The following is a 16,728-nucleotide window of genomic DNA, read 5'->3' as shown; positions in this document are numbered from 1 at the left end:
GGGGAGCGTGTCCCCGCGGGCCCGTGCGTCGGATGGCTCGGTGGGTGCGGTTCAGGCGCGGTACGCCGCCACGACCGAGGGCCGCGGGAAGGCGTCGGTGTGCGGCCAGGTGCTGGCCGGCGTCTCGAAGGTCGAGCCGCCCTTCTCGCCCGGGTGCTGCACCGCGACGAACGCGGTGAGCTGGTCCTCGCTGATGAGCGGCCCGCAGGTCTCGGCGCCGGTCGGCATCGAGAGGAACTGCTGGACCTGGCCGCGCTTGGCGCCCGTGAGCGGGACCCGGAACAGGCCGTCGTGGTAGCCGAGCGCGTTGCCGTCGGTCGAGATCCACAGGTTGCCCTGGCGGTCGAAGGCGACGTTGTCGGGGCAGCTGATCGGGCTGACCTGGTCCTTGGGGAACCCGCCGAAGTAGGTGGCCGCGTCGTTCGGGTCGCCGCAGACCAGCAGCAGCAGCCAGGTGAACGCGGTGCCGGTGTGGTCGCCGGCGTTCTCCGTGATCTCCAGGACGTAGCCGTGCTTGTTGCCGGCGACCGGGTTGGCCTCGTCGACCGGTATCGCGCTGTTGCCGCGGTTGGTGTTGTTGGTCAGCGCGGCGTAGATCTTGCCGCTCACCGGGTTGGGCTCGACGTCCTCGGGGCGGTCCATCTTGGTCGGCGCCACCTTGTCGGCGGCCAGGCGGGTGTCGATCAGCACGTCGACGACCGACATGCCCGGCACGAACGACTCCGTGTCGGTGGTGAGCCTGATCCACTCGCCGGTGCCGTCGTGGACGCCGTCCGCGGCGCCGTCGCCGGTGAGGCGGGCGACGTACAGCGTGCCCTTGGTCAGCAGCGTCATGTTGTGCTTCTTGGCCTGCTGGGTCTCGGTGGGGTCGAACCGCTCCGCCGACACGAACTTGTACAGGTAGTCGCCGCGCTCGTCGTCGCCCATGTACGCGACGGCGTGACCGCCCCGGGAGATCGTGACGTTGGCGCCCTCGTGCTTGAAGCGGCCGAGCATCGTGTGCTTGACCGGCGTCGAGGTCGGGTCGTACGGGTCGACCTCGACGACCCAGCCGAACCGGAAGACCTCGTGCGGCTCGGTGGTTAGGTCGAAGCGCGGGTCGGAGAGCCGCCACTTCCGCGAGGAGTCGCCGGTCCGGGAGATGCCCAGCCGGGCGTACGACGCCGTGTAGCGGGTGTCGAGCGCGCCGTCGGTCCCGAAGTACTGGTTGAAGTTCTCCTCGCCCGACAGCACGGTGCCCCACGGCGTGGTGCCGCCGGCGCAGTTGTTGAAGGTGCCGAGGACCTTCTTGCCGGTCGGGTCCGCGGCGGTCCTGAGGCGCGCGTCGCCCGCGGCCGGGCCGTCCACGGTGAACGGGGTGGTGCCGGTGATCCGCCGGTTGTAGGGCGCCTTGCCCACCGGGCGCACGGTGTAGCCGCCCGGCTCGGGGTCGCGCACGATCTCGACGACGGACAGCCCGTGCGACTGGATCGCGATCTTGCGCTTCGCGTCGTCGCTGTAGCGCCCGGCGGGGAACATCAGCTCCTCGTTGGTGTACTCGTGGTTCGTCACGAGCAGGTGCCGGCGGCCGGCCAGCGGCAGCACGCCGACGTAGTCGTTGTTGTAGCCGAACTGCTTGGCGGCCGACTCCGGGGTCTGGTTGTCGGCGTCGAAGCCCGGTGCGCCCGCGACGACGGGGTCGCCCCAGCGGATGACGACGTCGCTCGTGAACCCGTCGGCGGTGGTCACGTCGTCGTGCGTGTTGGGTGGGACCGGCGAGAACTGGGTCGCGCCGAGGTTGCGGCTCAGGCCGGCGCCGGCCGGCGCACCGTTGCCCTTGGCGGCCGCGGGCGCGAAGGAGGAGACGGCGCTCAGGGCGAGCGCGCCGCCACCGACCTTGAGCACCGAACGGCGCGCGAGGGCGGTCGTGATGACGTCTTGGACGTGCTGGTTGGCGGAGGTGTTGGGGACCGGCTGGTCGCACGCGTTGCCGCACTTGTACCGGCAGGTCATGTGGCTTCGGCTGCCGTGCGGGCCGTCCGGCCCGGTCGTGACGAGGGGGAGATGACGGATGGTCACCTGGGCACTCCTAGTGTCGAATGTGCGCTCCGGGAGGAAATGTCTCTTCGCGCGCGACGCTAGGGAGGTACGGCGAGCCCGGCGGGTGCGGCGGGTGAACCCCCGGTGAAAACCAGCGGTCCAGGTGGTCGAGCTGGTCCGGGTGGTCGAGCCTGGTCCGGGTGGTCGAGCCTGTCGAGACCACGGCTCGCCGGCGGGCGGGCTACGGCGCGACGGTCTCCGCGACGAGGCGCAGCGAGCGCCGGCGGTGGTGCAGCGACTCGACCGTGAAGATGACGAGGGCGACCCAGACCAGGGCGAAGCCGACCCACCGGGTCGCGGGCATCGGCTCGCGGAACACCAGCACCCCCAGCGCGAACTGCATCGTCGGCGTGACGTACTGCAGCAGGCCGAGCGTGGTCATCGACACCCGTGTGGCCGCACCGCCGAAGCAGAGCAGCGGTACCGCGGTGAGCACGCCCATCCCGAGCAGCAGCACGACGTGCAGCGGTCCCTCGGTGGTGAAGGTGGACGTGCCGGTCACGGAGAGGAGGACGAGGTAGCCGAAGGCCACGGGGGCGATGACCAGCGTCTCGAACGTGAGGCTCTCGACGGCGCCGGCGTTCGCCTTCTTCTTGGCCAGGCCGTAGCTGCCGAACGAGAACGCCAGGACCAGCGCCACCCAGGGTGGCCGGCCGTACTCGACGGTCAGCCCGACGACGGCGGCGCCGGCGATGCCGAGGGCCACCCACTGCAGCGGCCGGAGCCGCTCGCCGAGGATCACCACGCCCATGAGCACGGTGACCAGCGGGTTGATGAAGTAGCCCAGCGACGTCTCGATCACGTGGCCGTTGTTGACGCCCCAGATGTAGGTGCCCCAGTTGACCGCGATCAGCGCTGCGGCCAGCGTGAGGATCCGCACCTTGCGGCCGTCGACCAGCATCCGGCGCAGCTGCGTCCACCGGCGGACCGCCACCACCAGGACGAGCATCGTGATCAGCGACCAGAACACCCGGTGCGCCAGGATCTCCGTGGCGCCGGCGGGCTCGAGCAGCGGGAAGTAGAGCGGGAACAGGCCCCACATCAGGTAGGCGGCCGCTCCCAGCAGGAAGCCGCGGCTGCTCTCGGACACACCGGCAGGCTACCCCGGCGTCAGGACCAAATGCCCGGTTTACCCGTGACGTGAGACGGGGTCGACGGTCAGGCGACGGTCCACGTGTCGCCGCTGCCGAGCAGCCCCGCGAGCGCCTCGCGGCTCTCCAGCCCGTCGCCGCCGCGGGCGGTACGGACCTGCTCGCGGGCGAGGTCGTCGTACGTCGGGTGCTGGACCTGCCGGAAGATCCCGATCGGGGCGCGGTGCAGGACGCCGGCGTCGGTGAGCCGGGACAGGGCGAAGGCCGTGGTCGGGTCGTTGGCGTGGGCGTCGTGGACCAGCAGGTCGGACTCGTCGACGTCGGCGACCTCGACGGCGAACACCGAGCCGGTGTCCTTGTCGCGCACGACGCCGTACTGCAGCTCCGCTCCGAACCGGATCTGCTCGCCGTGCACCAGCGGGATGATCGCGTCGGACCGGGTCTGGTTGTCCTTGATCGCGTCGAAGGCGCCGTCGTTGAAGATCGGGCAGTTCTGGTAGATCTCGACCAGGGCGGTGCCCCGGTGCGCGGCCGCGGCGGACAGCACCGACGTCAGGTGCTTGCGGTCGGAGTCGATGGTGCGCGCCACGAACGTGCCCTCGGCGCCCAGCGCGAGCGAGACCGGGTTGAACGGGTTGTCCAGCGAGCCCATCGGGGTGGACTTGGTGACCTTGCCGAGCTCGGACGTCGGGGAGTACTGGCCCTTGGTCAGGCCGTAGATCCGGTTGTTGAAGAGCAGGATCTTGAGGTTCACGTTGCGGCGCAGCGCGTGGATGAGGTGGTTGCCGCCGATCGACAGCGCGTCGCCGTCGCCCGTCACGACCCACACCGACAGGTCCTCGCGGGCCGTGGCCAGCCCGGTGGCGATCGCCGGCGCGCGGCCGTGGATCGAGTGCATGCCGTAGGTGTCGAGGTAGTAGGGGAACCGCGACGAGCAGCCGATGCCGGAGACGAACACGATGTTCTCGCGCTTGAGGCCGAGCTCGGGCAGGAAGCCCTGCACCGCGGCGAGCACGGCGTAGTCGCCGCAGCCCGGGCACCAGCGGACCTCCTGGTCGGAGGTGTACTCCTTGCGGTTCTGCGGCTCGTCGTTGGTCGGGACGCCGCGCAGACCCGGGAAGGGCAGCTCGGTCGTGCTCATCGGACGACCTCCTCGGTCTCGATGTCGGTGTCGACCGCGTCGCTGGTGGACTCGATCAGGTGGGTGACGGCCTCGGCGAGCTCGGCGGCGCGCAGCGGCAGACCGCGGACGTGGTTGTAGCCGACCACGTCGACGAGGTACTTCGCGCGCAGCAGCATCGAGAGCTGGCCGAGGTTCATCTCGGGGACCATGACGGCGTCGTACCGCTTGAGCACGTCGCCGAGGTCCTTGGGGAACGGGTTGAGGTGGCGCAGGTGCGCCTGAGCGACGCGCAGGCCGGCGTCGCGGACCTGCCGGACGGCGGCGCCGATGGGGCCATAAGTCGACCCCCAGCCCAGCACCAGGACCCGGGCACCGTCGCCCGTCTCGGCACCGGGGTCGTCGACCTCGAGCGGCGGGATGGTGTCGGCGATCCGCTCGACCTTGGCGGCACGGGTGCGGACCATCAGGTCGTGGTTGGCCGGGTCGTAGGAGATGTTGCCGTGCCCGTCGCCCTTCTCCAGCCCGCCGATCCGGTGCTCGAGGCCAGCGGTGCCGGGGACCGCCCACGGCCGGGCGAGGGTCTCGGGGTCGCGCAGGTAGGGCCAGAAGTCCTCGCCGGTGACGTTGCCGTCCTTGTCGCGGACCTCGTGGTTGGGGCCGGTCGCGAACGACGGGTCGATGGTCGGCAGCTCGTCGACGGCCGGGATCGCCCACGGCTCGGAGCCGTTGGCGAGGTAGCCGTCGGAGAGCAGCATCACCGGGGTGCGGTAGGTGATCGCGATGCGGGCCGCCTCGAGGGCGGCATCGAAGCAGTCGGCCGGCGACTGGGGCGCCACGATCGGCACCGGCGCCTCGCCGTTGCGGCCGAACATCGCCTGCAGCAGGTCGGCCTGCTCGGTCTTCGTCGGGAGGCCGGTGGACGGGCCGCCGCGCTGCACGTCGATGACGAGCAGCGGAAGCTCCATCATCACGCCCAGGCCGATGGTCTCGGACTTCAGCGCGATGCCCGGCCCGGACGTGGTGGTCACACCGAGCGAGCCGGCGAACGCAGCACCGAGGGCGGCGCCGATGCCGGCGATCTCGTCCTCGGCCTGGAACGTCGTGACGCCGAACCGCTTGTGCTTGCTGAGCTCGTGCAGGATGTCGCTGGCCGGGGTGATCGGGTAGGAGCCGAGGAACAGCGGCAGGCCGGACTGGGTCGCCCCGGCGATCAGGCCGTAGGCCAGCGCCAGGTTGCCGGTGATGTTGCGGTAGGTGCCGCTGCGCATCGGCGCGGGCTTGATCTCGTACTGGACGACGAACGTCTCGGTGGTCTCGCCGAAGTTCCAGCCGGCCTTGAACGCCGTGACGTTGGCGTCGCGGATGTCGGCCGCCTTGGCGAAGCGGCGCTCCAGGAACGTGATCGTCGGCTCGGTCGGACGGCCGTACATCCAGGAGAGCAGTCCCAGGGCGAACATGTTCTTGGCGCGGGCGGCGTCCTTGCGGGACAGCCCGAACTCCTTGACCGCCTCGACGGTCATCCCGGTCAGGTCGACCGGCTGCACGTCGTACTCCGCGAGCGAGTCGTTCTCGAGGGGGTTCTCCGCGTAGCCGGCCTTGGTCAGGTTGCGGGCGGTGAAGTCGTGGGAGTCCACGATCACCGTGCCGCCCTTCTTCAGGTCGCCGAGGTTGGCCCTCAGCGCGGCCGGGTTCATCGCGACCAGCACGTCCGGCTGGTCGCCCGGGGTGAGGATGTCGTGGTCGGCGAAGTGCACCTGGAACGACGAGACGCCCGGCAGGGTGCCCTGCGGCGCCCGGATCTCGGCGGGGAAGTTGGGCAGCGTCGACAGGTCGTTGCCGAACGTCGCCGTCTCCTGGGTGAAACGGTCGCCCGTCAGCTGCATGCCGTCGCCGGAGTCCCCGGCGAAACGGATGATCACGCGGTCGAGCTGCTTGACCTGCTTGGTCACGCCGATCCCTCCGACTGAGGTGAGCCTTACCCGGTTCACTCTACGACCGCGACACGCCGCGTTCACGCTCATCCCACATGCCCGACCCGGCCCTGTGGGCTGCCTCACGCCGTCCCGGTGGGCGAAACACGCCGACCAATAACCTTCTTTTCACTAAAGTCGAGTAAGTTACTCGCCAACAGTCCTTCCTGGGTGGGAGGGACGGAGCACAGAAGAGGGTGCAATGAGCATCAAGAAGAAGACCGCTGTCGCGGCGTCCGTCGTCAGCCTCCTGGCCCTCGCCGCGTGCGGTGGTACGTCGGCCGGTGGCAGCGAGGCCGGCGACGGCGAGACCATCGACCTGGTGGCCTACTCCACCCCGGAGACCGCCTTCAACGACATCGAGGCCGCCTTCCAGGCGACCGAGGCCGGCAAGGACGTCGACTTCAGCGCGTCCTACGGCCCGTCCGGCGACCAGAGCCGCGCCGTCGAGGCCGGCCAGCCGGCCGACTTCGTGAACTTCTCGCTCGAGAGCGACGTGACCCGCCTGGTCGACGCGGGCCTGGTGGCCGACGACTGGAACGCCGGCGAGCACGGCGGCATCGTCGCCGACTCGGTCGTCGTGATCGCGGTGCGCCCCGGCAACCCCAAGAACATCCAGGGCTGGGACGACATCGTGAAGCCCGGCGTCGAGATCGTCTCGCCGAACCCCGGCTCGTCCGGCGGTGCGCGCTGGAACCTGCTGGCGGCGTACGGCCACGTGATCGCCAACGGCGGCACCGAGGAGGAGGCCAAGGAGTACGTCACCAAGTTCTTCGAGAACGCCGTGGCGCTCCCGGGCTCGGCGCGCGACGCCCTGACCAGCTTCACCAGCGGCAACGGCGACGTGCTGATCTCCTACGAGAACGAGGCGATCCTGGCCCGGCAGAACGGCGAGGAGCTCGACTACATCGTCCCGGACGAGACGCTGCTCATCGAGACGCCGGCCGCCGTCACCGAGGACGCCCCGGCCGTGGCGCAGGACTGGCTCGACTACCTGTACACGCCGGAGGCGCAGGAGGTCTTCCTGAAGAGCGGCTACCGCCCGGTGGTCGACGGGGTGACCGGCGAGGTCGAGGGCGCCAACGACCCGGCCGACCCGTTCCCCGCTCCGAAGACCCTCCTCACCGTCGCCGACGACTTCGGCGGCTGGCCGGCCGCGACCGAGAAGTTCTTCGAGGAGGAGACCGGCATCGTCCCGCAGATCCAGACCGAGACAGGGAAGCTCGGCGAGTGACCTCGACCGCAACGGTCGGTCAGGGAGGGGTGGCGCGACGGCGCCGCCCCTCTCGGGCTGTCGGGACCCTGAACGGACCCAGCGCGCTCGGCCTCGGGGTCGCGCTCATCTGGTTCTCGTTGCTCGTGCTGATTCCCCTCGCCGCGGTCGTGTCGACGGCCGCAGCCGGCGGGTGGGACAACTTCGTGACGACCCTGACCAACGACCAGACGCAGGCCGCGATCCGGCTCACCGTGGTCCAGTCGCTTCTCGTCACCGCGGTCAACGTGGTGATGGGGACGACGATCGCGTGGGTGCTGGTGCGCGACCGGTTCTGGGGGCGCGGTGCGCTGAACGTCGTCATCGACATCCCGTTCGCCCTGCCGACGATCGTCGCCGGGCTGGTGCTCCTCGCGCTCTACGGCAAGCAGAGCCCGCTCGGCGTCGACTTCGCCAACACCGAGACCGCGGTGTTCCTGGCGCTGGCGTTCGTCACGCTGCCCTTCGTCGTGCGGACCGTGCAGCCGGTGCTCGAGGAGCTCGAGCTCGACGTGGAGGAGGCGGCCGCCTCGCTCGGCGCCAGCCGGCTCACGACGTTCCGCCGGGTCATCCTGCCGAGCCTCGTGCCGGCGATCGCGGCCGGTGCGGCGCTGTCGTTCGCGCGTGGCATCAGCGAGTACGGCTCGCTGGTGCTGCTCAGCGGCAACCTGCCGTTCCGCACCGAGGTGGCGTCGGTCCGCGTGCTGACCTACATCGAGAACGGCAACCCCGCCGCGGCGTCGGCGGTCGCGACCGTGATGCTCGTCGTGGCGCTGCTCGTGATCGTGCTGCTCGACGTGATCCAGAGGCGGGTGTCGCGCCGTGGCTAGGTCGTCGCGTGTCCGCGAGCCGCTGTGGGTGCGGCTCATCCTCCGCACGGTGGTCGTCACCTACCTCGTGCTGCTCGTCGCCTGGCCGGTGGCCCTGGTCGTGCTCAACACCTTCCAGGACGGCTTCGTGCACATGGCCGAGGCCCTGGCCGACCCCGTCGTCCAGAACGCCCTGCGGCTCACGGCGGTCGTCGCGGTCAGCGCGGTGGTCATCAACCTGCTGTTCGGCGTGACCATCTCGCTGCTGCTCGTCCGCTACGAGTTCCCGGGCAAGCGTGCGCTGTCCGCGATGATCGACGTACCGCTGTCGGTGTCGCCGGTCGTGGTCGGTCTCGCGCTGCTGCTCGTCTACGGCTCGCGCACCGGCTGGTTCGGGCCCGCCCTCGCCGACGCCGGGATCCAGATGGTGTTCGCGACGCCGGCCATGGTGATGGCCACGGCGTTCGTCGCGCTGCCCCTGGTGATCCGCGAGGTCGTGCCGGTGCTCGAGGAGGTCGGTGACGAGCAGGAGCAGGCCGCCCGGAGCCTGGGGGCCGGCGGCGCCCAGACGTTCTGGCGGATCACCCTCCCGAGCATCAAGTGGGCCGTGGTCTACGGCGTGGTGCTCAGCCTGGCCCGTTCGCTCGGAGAGTTCGGTGCCGTCAAGGTCGTGTCCGGCAACATCGTCGGGCGGACCCAGACCGCGACCCTGGTCGTGGAGCAGAAGTACCAGAACTTCGAGCAGACGACGGCGTACTCCGTCGCGTTCCTCCTGGCCTTCGCCTCGGTGGTGTGCATCGTCGTCGTCTCGATCCTCCGTCCGAAGGAAGAGTCATGAGTATCGAGGTCCGCAACGTCGACAAGAGGTTCGGCGACTTCGTCGCCCTCGACGACGTCTCCGTGTCCATCCCGACCGGCCAGCTCACGGCACTGCTCGGTCCCAGCGGCGGCGGCAAGTCCACGCTGCTGCGGATCATCGCCGGTCTCGAGAACGCCGACGACGGCACGATCGAGATCGAGGGTGTCGAGGCGACGCACCTGCCGCCGCAGAAGCGCAACGTCGGCTTCGTGTTCCAGCACTACGCCGCCTTCAAGCACATGAACGTCGCGAAGAACGTCGCCTTCGGGCTGGAGATCCGCAAGCGGCCCAAGGCGGACGTCGAGAGACGGGTCGACGAGCTGCTCCGGCTCGTGCACCTGCAGCAGTTCGCGCACCGGCTGCCGGCACAGCTCTCGGGCGGCCAGCGGCAACGGATGGCGCTCGCCCGCGCGCTCGCCGTCGAGCCGACGGTCCTGCTGCTCGACGAGCCGTTCGGTGCGCTCGACGCCAAGGTGCGCAAGGAGCTGCGCGACTGGCTGCGCCGGCTGCACGACGAGGTGCACGTCACGACGGTGTTCGTGACGCACGACCAGGAGGAGGCCCTCGAGGTCGCCGACGAGATCGTGGTCATCAACGACGGCCGGATCGAGCAGGTCGGCACGCCGGACCAGCTGTACGACGAGCCCGCGAACGACTTCGTGATGTCGTTCCTCGGCGACGTCACGCGGCTGAACGGCGTGATGATCCGGCCGCACGACGTGGACGTCAACAGCACGCCCGTCGACGGCGCGGTCGTCGGCACCGTGACGCGGCTGCTGCGCGTCGGCTTCGAGGTGCGCGTGACCGTGACGGCCGAGGACGGTCACGACGTCGCAGTGGTGCTCAGCCGCGCCGAGGCGCGCGGTTCCGGGCTCGCGGAGGGCGCGACGGTGTGGCTGACCCCGCACCGAGGCGCCCTGACGGTCGACGCCAGGCCGGCAGCGGGGGTGTCGGCCTGACGTTCTCGGGGCCCGAGAGGCCACTTTCCCACCCGACACGCGGGGAATGTGGTGGGAAGGTGGCCTCTCGCCGTCAGGACCAGTAGATGACGACCTTGGTCCCGAGGGGGACCTGGTCGAACAGGCTGGCGATGGCGCCGTAGTCGCGGACGTTCACGCAGCCGTGGGAGGCGCCGGCGTAGCCGTTGGCGGCGAAGTCGGGGGAGTAGTGCACGGCCTGGCCGCCGGAGAAGAACATCGCGAACGGCATGGACGTGTGGTACAGCGACGACACGTGGTCGCGGGACTTCCGGTAGACGGAGAACACCCCCTCGCGCGTCGGCAGCTCCGACGAGCCGAACCGGACGTCGACGGTGACCTGGGTCTTGCCGTCGACGACCCAGCGCAGGCTGCTCGACGTCTTGTCGATGCACAGCACCCGGCCGGTCTTGCAGCGCGGGTCGAGCGGCTGGCCGTCGGCCGGGTCGGGCGGCCGGTTGGCGAGCTCGTCCTTGGTCGGCGTGCGGGTCATCCCGACGAGCAGCTCGAGGGTACGGCGGTCGACCTTGCCGGTCTGCGGGACTCCGCGCTTGCCCTGGAAGCCGAGCACGGCCTGCCGGGTGAGCGGCCCGTAACGGTCGGTGACGTCGCCGAAGTACCACGCGATCTGGCGCAGGCGGGCCTGGATCACCCGCACCTCGCGGCCGGTGTCGCCGGGCTCGAAGAGCGGCGGGCCGGCGCGGTTGAACAGCACGTCGCCGGTGGGCTTCCGGGTCATGGCGACCAGGCGGCGCCAGGTGCGGGCGTCGACCACGCCGGTCCTGTCGAACCCGCGCTTGCCCTGGAAGCCGCGCACGGCAGTCCGGGTCGTTCGGTCGTAGTCGCCGGTCATCGGCGGGGTGAACCAGAGCAGCTGGGCGAGCCGCGCCTGGAGGGCGCGCACCTTCCGGCCGTGGTCGCCGGGCTCGAGGACCGGCTCGGGCTTCGCCGACGTCGGGTCGGCGGGTACCGGCTCGGCGTCGGTGCTCGGGTCCGCCTCGGCGCGGGCGTCCGGGGCGAGCGACTCGACCCCGGCGACCTCGGCGGTGACCGGCGCGCGCGGCACCTCCCGGGCGCGCAGGGCGGCGTCGGTGGCGCGGCTCAGCCCGAGGACGCCGTACGACGCCCCCGTGGCGGTCACCAGCACGGCCAGGGTCGCGGTCGTCGCGACGAGTGCGCGGCGCAGCCTGTGCCGGCCGGTCTTCTCCACAGTGCTCACGTCTCCTCAGACGCCGTTCGGGGCGTGGAGGTTGCCTCCCCGGTGGCCCCACTTTTTACCTTCGGCAGATTATCCGCGCGGACGACGCGAACGGTGCAGGCGCGACACGCCCGCCCGATGTGCGTCGAACCGGGTCGACGTGGTTACCTAGAGTCATCAAGTCAAGTAATTCGCTTGTATTACCTGGGTGAGCAGCGGGGACGAGGAGGCCTGGATGGTGCAGAGACCCGTGAGGGTGCTGGTCGTCGGCGGTGGGGCGGCGGGCGTGATCACCGCGGCGACCCTGCTGCGGGAGGCGGCCGACGGTGTGGGGGCGACCCCGCTCGACATCGAGATCGTGGAGCGCGACGTCACCGTCGGCCCCGGTCTCGCCTACGGCACCAGCGAGCGCGTGCACCTGCTCAACAACTACGCCGGCCGCATGAGCGCGTTCGAGGACGACCCCGGGCACCTGGTGCGGTGGTGTCGCGAGCGCGACGAGGTCGTCGGCGCGGAGACGTTCCTGCCGCGGCAGGTGTACGGCGAGTACCTCTCGGGACTGCTCGACGGCCTGCCCGGCGGGGCGGCTGTACGCCGTACCCGGGACGAGGTGGTCGGCCTCGACGACAGCGGCACCGACTACGTCGCCACGCTCGCGTCCGGACGCCGGACGTCCGCCGACCTCGTCGTGCTGGCCCTGGGCAACCCGCCGCCGCGCGACCTGCCCGAGATCCGCGAGGCTGCCCGCAGCTACGCCGCCGACCCGTGGGCCGGCGACCTGACCGACCGGATCGGGCGCGGCTCGCGCGTGCTGCTCGTCGGCACCGGCCTCACCACGGTCGACGTGGCCGCGCAGCTCACCAACGCCCACCAGGACGTCGAGCTCGTGGCCGTCTCGCGGCACGGCCTGCTGCCGCTGCGCCACCACGAGCACCCGCCCGTCGCCACCGGCCGGCCGGTCGCGACCGGCCGCACCCTCGCCGAGGTGCTGTCCGCGGTCCGCGCCGCCAACGCCACCGACCCCGCGGCCTGGCGGAGCCTGGTCGAGACCGTCAAGGCGGGCTTCAACGCCCAGTGGCAGGCGCTGCCGTACGGCGAGCAGCAGCGCTTCGTCCGGCACACCGCCCGCTACTGGGAGGTCGCCCGGCACCGGATGGCGCCCGCGATGGCCGACCTGGTCGAGGGTCTGGTGCTCGACGGCCGGCTCCGGCTGGCTGGGCCCGCCGACGTCGACGTGTCCGGGTTCGACCTCGTCGTCAACTGCACCGGCCCGGCGCCGGCCGCGACGCCCGGCTGGAACCCGCTCGTCGACGGCCTCGCCGCGCGCGGCCTGCTCCGCCCCGGCCCGCACGGCCTCGGCCTCGACGTCGCCAGTGACGGGCGGCTGCTCGACGAGGCCGGTGTGCCGGCGCGGGCCCTCCATGTCGTCGGCGCGGCCCGTCGCGGCGTCGAGTGGGAGGTCGCGGCCGTCCCGGACATCCGGCGTCAGGCAAAGTCTGTCGCGGGGACGCTCTCCGTCGTACCTTCGGACATAGGCAGCCTGGTCGGCTGAGCGGAGGCGGACATGACCATGACGACACCCGGCATCCCGACGCAGCCCGGGATCCCGACCCAGCTGTGTGCCCCGTTGCAGGACCTCGTGACCGGCGTCCGGGCCGTGGTGGCCGAGCGCCTCCCGGAGCAGGAGACGGCCGACCGCGTCGCGGCGCTGCTGGCCCCGGCCCTGCGCCACCCCGGCCTGCTCCAGGAGCACCAGTGCCACGGCGACGAGGAGTGCTACACCCAGCACATCCTGCACGTGGAGCCCGACGGCTCGTTCTCGATCGTCGCGCTGGTCTGGCTGCCCGGCCAGACGACCCCGGTGCACGACCACGTCTCGTGGTGCACGGTCGGCGTCTACCAGGGCCAGGAGACCGAGACGCTGTACCGCGTGGACCACGTCGACGGCGAGGACGACGAGCGCCACCTGGTCGTGCGCGGCGGTGGCGTCAACCCGCAGGGCAGCGTCACCGGCATCGCCCCGCCCGGCGACATCCACGCGGTCTCCAACAGCGGCGGCGACACCGCCATCTCGCTGCACGTGTACGGCGCGGACATCGGCAAGCTGGGCAGCAGCATCCGCCGCACGTACGACCTGGCGCACGCCTGACCTCGGTCCGGGGGACGAGCGGAGATTCGGTCCGCGGGCCGATCCGGTTGAGGCGTGGCGCCGGAAGTCTGGACGAGTCAGATCAACCACTCGTTCCAGGAGCTCCGCATGACCACCATCCCCACCACCCGCCCGGCCCTGCACCGCACCACGACCACCGTCGAGGACGCCGTACGACGTGCCCAGGTGCTGCTCGACCGGCACAGCATCACGCTGCTGAGGTGGAGCCTCGGCTTCGTCTTCCTCCTCTTCGGCGCGCTGAAGTTCGTCCCGGGCCTGAGCCCCGCGGCCGACCTGGCGACGCGCACCGTGGAGGCGCTCACGTTCGGTCTCGTGACCGGCCCGTCGGCGCTGCTGATGACCGCGACCCTCGAGACGTTCATCGGGATCACGCTGCTCAGCGGCCGCTTCCTCAAGGCCGGACTGGCCGTCCTCGGGATGTCGCTGGTCGGCATCATGTCGCCGCTCGTGCTGTTCCCCGGCGAGCTGTTCCCGGCCGGCCCGACCAGCGTCGGCCAGTACGTCATCAAGGACGTCGTGCTCGTCGCCGGCGGCCTCGTCGTGGCCGCACACGCGCTGGGCGCTCGGCTCACTCGACGCGAGGACGTGCGCCACTAGAGTGACCCCGTGGCGGGTTCGAGCACGACACTGCAGACGGCCTATTTCGGGTCGTACGTCCCGCTGCTCGCCATCATCGTCGTCGGCGTCCTGCTCGTGTTCGCCATGTTCGGCGGCAACGCGCTGCTGCGCCCGTCCCACGCCACGCCGGAGAAGCTCCTCACCTACGAGTGCGGAGTGGACCCGGTCGGCGAGGGATGGGCGCAGACGCACGTCCGCTACTACGTCTACGCCTACCTGTACGTCGTCTTCGCCGTCGACGCCGTCTTCCTCTTCCCCTGGGCCACGGTGTTCGCCGGCCTCGGCTGGGTCAGCGTCGCGGAGATGGGCGTGTTCATCGGCTTCATCGCGGTCGGCCTCGTCTACGCCTGGCGCAAGGGGGTGCTGACGTGGACGTAGACCTCGGCATGCCCACCGTCGGCCCGCTGCAGCGGCTGGCACCGAAGCCCGCGCGCTACATCCTCAACTGGGGTCGCAAGTACTCCCTCTGGGTGTTCAACTTCGGCCTCGCCTGCTGCGCGATCGAGTTCATCGCCACGTCGATGGCCCGCCACGACTTCATCCGCCTCGGCGTCATCCCGTTCGCCCCCGGCCCCCGGCAGGCCGACCTGATGGTCGTGTCCGGCACCGTCACCGACAAGATGGCGCCGGCGATCAAGCGCCTCTACGAGCAGATGCCCGAGCCGAAGTACGTCATCTCGTTCGGCTCCTGCTCCAACTCCGGCGGTCCCTACTGGGACTCCTACTGCGTCACCAAGGGCGTCGACCAGATCATCCCCGTCGACGTCTACGTGCCCGGCTGCCCGCCCCGCCCCGAGGCGCTGCTGCAGGGAATCCTCAAGCTGCAGGAGAAGATCGACGGCGAGCGCCTCGCCGACCGCTACCGCGCGACCGACGCCGCCTCCGTGCAGCGCGGGCTGGTCCTGCCTCCAGGAGGGGAGCGGTGAGCGCCGGATCCGAGCTCTGGCCCGGACGCGTCCGGGCCGCCTTCGCCGGGGCGTTCGGGGACGCCGCCACCGTCGACGAGGGCTTCGGCCCGCTGTCCGTCGACGTCCCCACCGAGCACTGGGTCGACGCGCTGCGCCTCGCGCGTGACGGCCTCGACTGCGCGTTCTTCGACTTCCTCACCGCCGTCGACGAGCTGGACGAGGGGTTCCGCGTGGTCTGCCACGTCGCCGACCACCACGCGCCCGGCGCCGGCGGCGTGCGCCACGTCCTCGTGCGCACCCTCGTCCCACGCGACGCCGCCACGCTCCCGTCGGTCGCAGCCGTGTACGCCGGCGCCCGGTGGCACGAGCGCGAGACCCACGAGATGTTCGGCGTCGACTTCACCGACGACGCCGGCGCTGTGCTCGCCCTCGACAAGCTGCTCCTGCCCGAGCAGTTCGAGGGGCACCCGCTGCGCAAGGAGTTCGTCCTCGCCTCCCGGGTCGCCAAGCCCTGGCCGGGCGCCAAGGAGCCGGGGGAGAGCGACCACGACACCGGGGACACCGGACGGGCCGCGCCCGCCACCCGTCGCCGGGTGAAGCCGCCCGGCGTACCCGACGACTGGCGCCACGCACCGTCCGACGGGTCCGACGGTGACGCCGATGAGTGAGACGCTCGAGACCGTCCTCCGCCTCGCCGGGGTGCTGGTCGCGTTCCTGCTCGTGCCCCTGCTCGTCGGGCAGGTCGAGCACAAGGCGATGGCCCACATGCAGGGCCGGGTCGGCCCGATGTACGCCGGCGCCTTCCACGGCTGGGCGCAGCTCGTCGCCGACGGCGTGAAGTTCGTGCAGAAGGAGGACGTCGTCCCGGCGGCCGCCGACCGCATGGTCTTCAAGATCGCGCCGGCCGTCGCGCTGGTGCCCTACCTCGTCGCGATGCTCGTCATCCCGATCGGGCCCGGCCTGGTCGGTCAGGACCTCGACGTCGGATTGTTCTTCGTCATCGCCGTGATGGGTGTCGGCGTCGTCGGCAGCCTGATGGGCGGCTGGTCGAGCGCCAACAAGTTCAGCCTGCTCGGCGGCATCCGCGTCGCCGCCCAGCTGATGGCCTACGAGCTGCCGTTCGTGCTCGCTGCCGCCTCCGTCGCCATGGCGGCCGGCACCCTGTCGCTCACCGGCATCGTGGAGGCCTGGAACCCCTGGTGGCTGCTCTGGCAGGCGATCGCCGCGGTCGTGTTCTTCGTCTCCGGCCTCGCCGAGGTGCAGCGCCCGCCGTTCGACATGCCGGTCGCCGACGCCGAGATCGTCTTCGGCCCCTACACGGAGTACGGCGGCCTGCGGTTCGCGCTGTTCATCCTCGCCGAGTACGCCGGCATCGTCGTGCTGTCCGCGCTGACGGCCGTGCTGTTCCTGGGCGGCTGGCGGGGCCCGTTCGAGGACCAGCTCGGCTGGCTGTGGACGCTGCTGAAGACCATGGCGGTCGCCTTCGTCGTGATCTGGGTGCGGGTGGCCTACCCGCGGCTGCGCGAGGACCAGCTCCAGCGCCTCGCCTGGCAGGGACTCGTGCCGCTCGCCCTGCTCCAGCTCGCGATCACGGCCGTCGGGGCGGTGATGACCGCGTGAGAAACACCCCACGAAACCGCTCTCTGCGCTCGCTGCGCTCACTCCGTTCGCGCT

Annotated in this window: 16 protein-coding genes; 11 read left to right on the top strand and 5 right to left on the bottom strand. The window is 71.1% G+C overall.

Features of this window, described 5'->3' with window-relative positions:
• Nucleotides 1–51 precede the first annotated feature (51 nt).
• The 4 genes from ETU37_RS02490 to ETU37_RS02475 form a co-directional block, all read right to left on the bottom strand.
• Nucleotides 52–2,058, bottom strand: a complete 2,007-nt coding sequence (locus ETU37_RS02490; RefSeq protein ID WP_240755493.1) for a PhoX family protein — start codon at nt 2,056–2,058, stop codon at nt 52–54.
• A 202-nt stretch (nt 2,059–2,260) separates the two neighbouring features.
• The gene (rarD, locus tag ETU37_RS02485; protein ID WP_129985289.1) at nt 2,261–3,169 is read right to left on the bottom strand and encodes an EamA family transporter RarD; all 909 of its coding nucleotides are present in this window, start codon (nt 3,167–3,169) and stop codon (nt 2,261–2,263) included.
• 68 nt (nt 3,170–3,237) lie between these two features.
• Complete coding sequence (locus tag ETU37_RS02480; RefSeq protein WP_129985288.1) at nt 3,238–4,311, bottom strand: 2-oxoacid:ferredoxin oxidoreductase subunit beta; 1,074 nt, start codon at nt 4,309–4,311, stop codon at nt 3,238–3,240.
• Nucleotides 4,308–6,242 carry a 2-oxoacid:acceptor oxidoreductase subunit alpha gene (locus ETU37_RS02475; RefSeq protein WP_240755492.1) on the bottom strand — a complete coding sequence of 645 codons (1,935 nt, stop codon included), beginning with the start codon at nt 6,240–6,242 and terminating at the stop codon, nt 4,308–4,310. Before ETU37_RS02475 ends, ETU37_RS02480 begins: the two co-directional genes overlap by 4 nt.
• 223 nt (nt 6,243–6,465) lie before the next feature.
• Between ETU37_RS02475 and ETU37_RS02470 the strand changes: the two genes are divergently transcribed.
• The 4 genes from ETU37_RS02470 to ETU37_RS02455 are packed head-to-tail and all read left to right on the top strand — an operon-like array spanning nt 6,466 to nt 10,142.
• A complete protein-coding gene (locus ETU37_RS02470) occupies nt 6,466–7,497 on the top strand; it encodes a sulfate ABC transporter substrate-binding protein (RefSeq protein WP_129985286.1) in 1,032 nt (343 codons plus the stop codon).
• Nucleotides 7,494–8,345, top strand: a complete 852-nt coding sequence (gene cysT / locus ETU37_RS02465; RefSeq protein ID WP_129985285.1) for a sulfate ABC transporter permease subunit CysT — start codon at nt 7,494–7,496, stop codon at nt 8,343–8,345. The genes ETU37_RS02470 and cysT overlap by 4 nt, the downstream gene beginning before the upstream one ends.
• The gene (locus ETU37_RS02460) at nt 8,338–9,162 is read left to right on the top strand and encodes a sulfate ABC transporter permease subunit (protein WP_129985284.1); all 825 of its coding nucleotides are present in this window, start codon (nt 8,338–8,340) and stop codon (nt 9,160–9,162) included. The genes cysT and ETU37_RS02460 overlap by 8 nt, the downstream gene beginning before the upstream one ends.
• Nucleotides 9,159–10,142 (top strand): sulfate/molybdate ABC transporter ATP-binding protein, encoded by a 984-nt coding sequence (locus tag ETU37_RS02455; protein ID WP_129985283.1) that lies wholly within the window; start codon nt 9,159–9,161, stop codon nt 10,140–10,142. The genes ETU37_RS02460 and ETU37_RS02455 overlap by 4 nt, the downstream gene beginning before the upstream one ends.
• A gap of 73 nt (nt 10,143–10,215) precedes the next feature.
• Here ETU37_RS02455 and ETU37_RS02450 read toward each other — a convergent pair whose 3' ends face one another.
• On the bottom strand, nt 10,216–11,379 hold the full coding sequence (locus tag ETU37_RS02450; protein WP_240755490.1) for a L,D-transpeptidase family protein: 1,164 nt from the start codon (nt 11,377–11,379) through the stop codon (nt 10,216–10,218).
• 214 nt (nt 11,380–11,593) lie between these two features.
• Here ETU37_RS02450 and ETU37_RS02445 point away from each other — a divergent pair, with 214 nt between their 5' ends.
• The 7 genes from ETU37_RS02445 (at nt 11,594) to nuoH (ending at nt 16,674) form a co-directional block, all read left to right on the top strand.
• Complete coding sequence (locus ETU37_RS02445; protein WP_129985282.1) at nt 11,594–12,910, top strand: FAD/NAD(P)-binding protein; 1,317 nt, start codon at nt 11,594–11,596, stop codon at nt 12,908–12,910.
• 12 nt (nt 12,911–12,922) lie between these two features.
• The gene (locus ETU37_RS02440) at nt 12,923–13,507 is read left to right on the top strand and encodes a cysteine dioxygenase family protein (RefSeq protein ID WP_206053654.1); all 585 of its coding nucleotides are present in this window, start codon (nt 12,923–12,925) and stop codon (nt 13,505–13,507) included.
• A gap of 108 nt (nt 13,508–13,615) precedes the next feature.
• Nucleotides 13,616–14,125 (top strand): DoxX family protein, encoded by a 510-nt coding sequence (locus ETU37_RS02435; protein WP_240755488.1) that lies wholly within the window; start codon nt 13,616–13,618, stop codon nt 14,123–14,125.
• Nucleotides 14,126–14,134: 9 nt separating this feature from the next.
• Nucleotides 14,135–14,524 (top strand): NADH-quinone oxidoreductase subunit A, encoded by a 390-nt coding sequence (locus ETU37_RS02430; RefSeq protein ID WP_240755487.1) that lies wholly within the window; start codon nt 14,135–14,137, stop codon nt 14,522–14,524.
• Nucleotides 14,515–15,072 (top strand): NADH-quinone oxidoreductase subunit NuoB, encoded by a 558-nt coding sequence (locus ETU37_RS02425; RefSeq protein WP_338068599.1) that lies wholly within the window; start codon nt 14,515–14,517, stop codon nt 15,070–15,072. Before ETU37_RS02430 ends, ETU37_RS02425 begins: the two co-directional genes overlap by 10 nt.
• Complete coding sequence (locus ETU37_RS02420) at nt 15,069–15,722, top strand: NADH-quinone oxidoreductase subunit C (protein WP_129985281.1); 654 nt, start codon at nt 15,069–15,071, stop codon at nt 15,720–15,722. The genes ETU37_RS02425 and ETU37_RS02420 overlap by 4 nt, the downstream gene beginning before the upstream one ends.
• Nucleotides 15,715–16,674 (top strand): NADH-quinone oxidoreductase subunit NuoH, encoded by a 960-nt coding sequence (gene nuoH, locus ETU37_RS02415; protein WP_129985280.1) that lies wholly within the window; start codon nt 15,715–15,717, stop codon nt 16,672–16,674. The genes ETU37_RS02420 and nuoH overlap by 8 nt, the downstream gene beginning before the upstream one ends.
• Nucleotides 16,675–16,728 lie beyond the last annotated feature (54 nt).

Source organism: Nocardioides iriomotensis (assembly GCF_004168035.1).
GTDB classification, from domain to species: domain Bacteria; phylum Actinomycetota; class Actinomycetes; order Propionibacteriales; family Nocardioidaceae; genus Nocardioides_B; species Nocardioides_B iriomotensis.
This window is presented reverse-complemented; position numbering and strand designations above follow the sequence as displayed.

What these genes read in the sequence shown, in the direction of transcription:
- ETU37_RS02455 (WP_129985283.1), top strand. Translation starts at nt 9,159, where the DNA reads ATGAGTATCGAGGTCCGCAACGTCGACAAGAGGTTCGGCGACTTCGTC.
- ETU37_RS02440 (WP_206053654.1), top strand. Translation starts at nt 12,923, where the DNA reads ATGACCATGACGACACCCGGCATCCCGACGCAGCCCGGGATCCCGACC.
- ETU37_RS02470 (WP_129985286.1), top strand. Translation starts at nt 6,466, where the DNA reads ATGAGCATCAAGAAGAAGACCGCTGTCGCGGCGTCCGTCGTCAGCCTC.
- ETU37_RS02445 (WP_129985282.1), top strand. Translation starts at nt 11,594, where the DNA reads ATGGTGCAGAGACCCGTGAGGGTGCTGGTCGTCGGCGGTGGGGCGGCG.
- nuoH (WP_129985280.1), top strand. Translation starts at nt 15,715, where the DNA reads ATGAGTGAGACGCTCGAGACCGTCCTCCGCCTCGCCGGGGTGCTGGTC.
- ETU37_RS02435 (WP_240755488.1), top strand. Translation starts at nt 13,616, where the DNA reads ATGACCACCATCCCCACCACCCGCCCGGCCCTGCACCGCACCACGACC.
- ETU37_RS02480 (WP_129985288.1), bottom strand. Translation starts at nt 4,311, where the DNA reads ATGAGCACGACCGAGCTGCCCTTCCCGGGTCTGCGCGGCGTCCCGACC.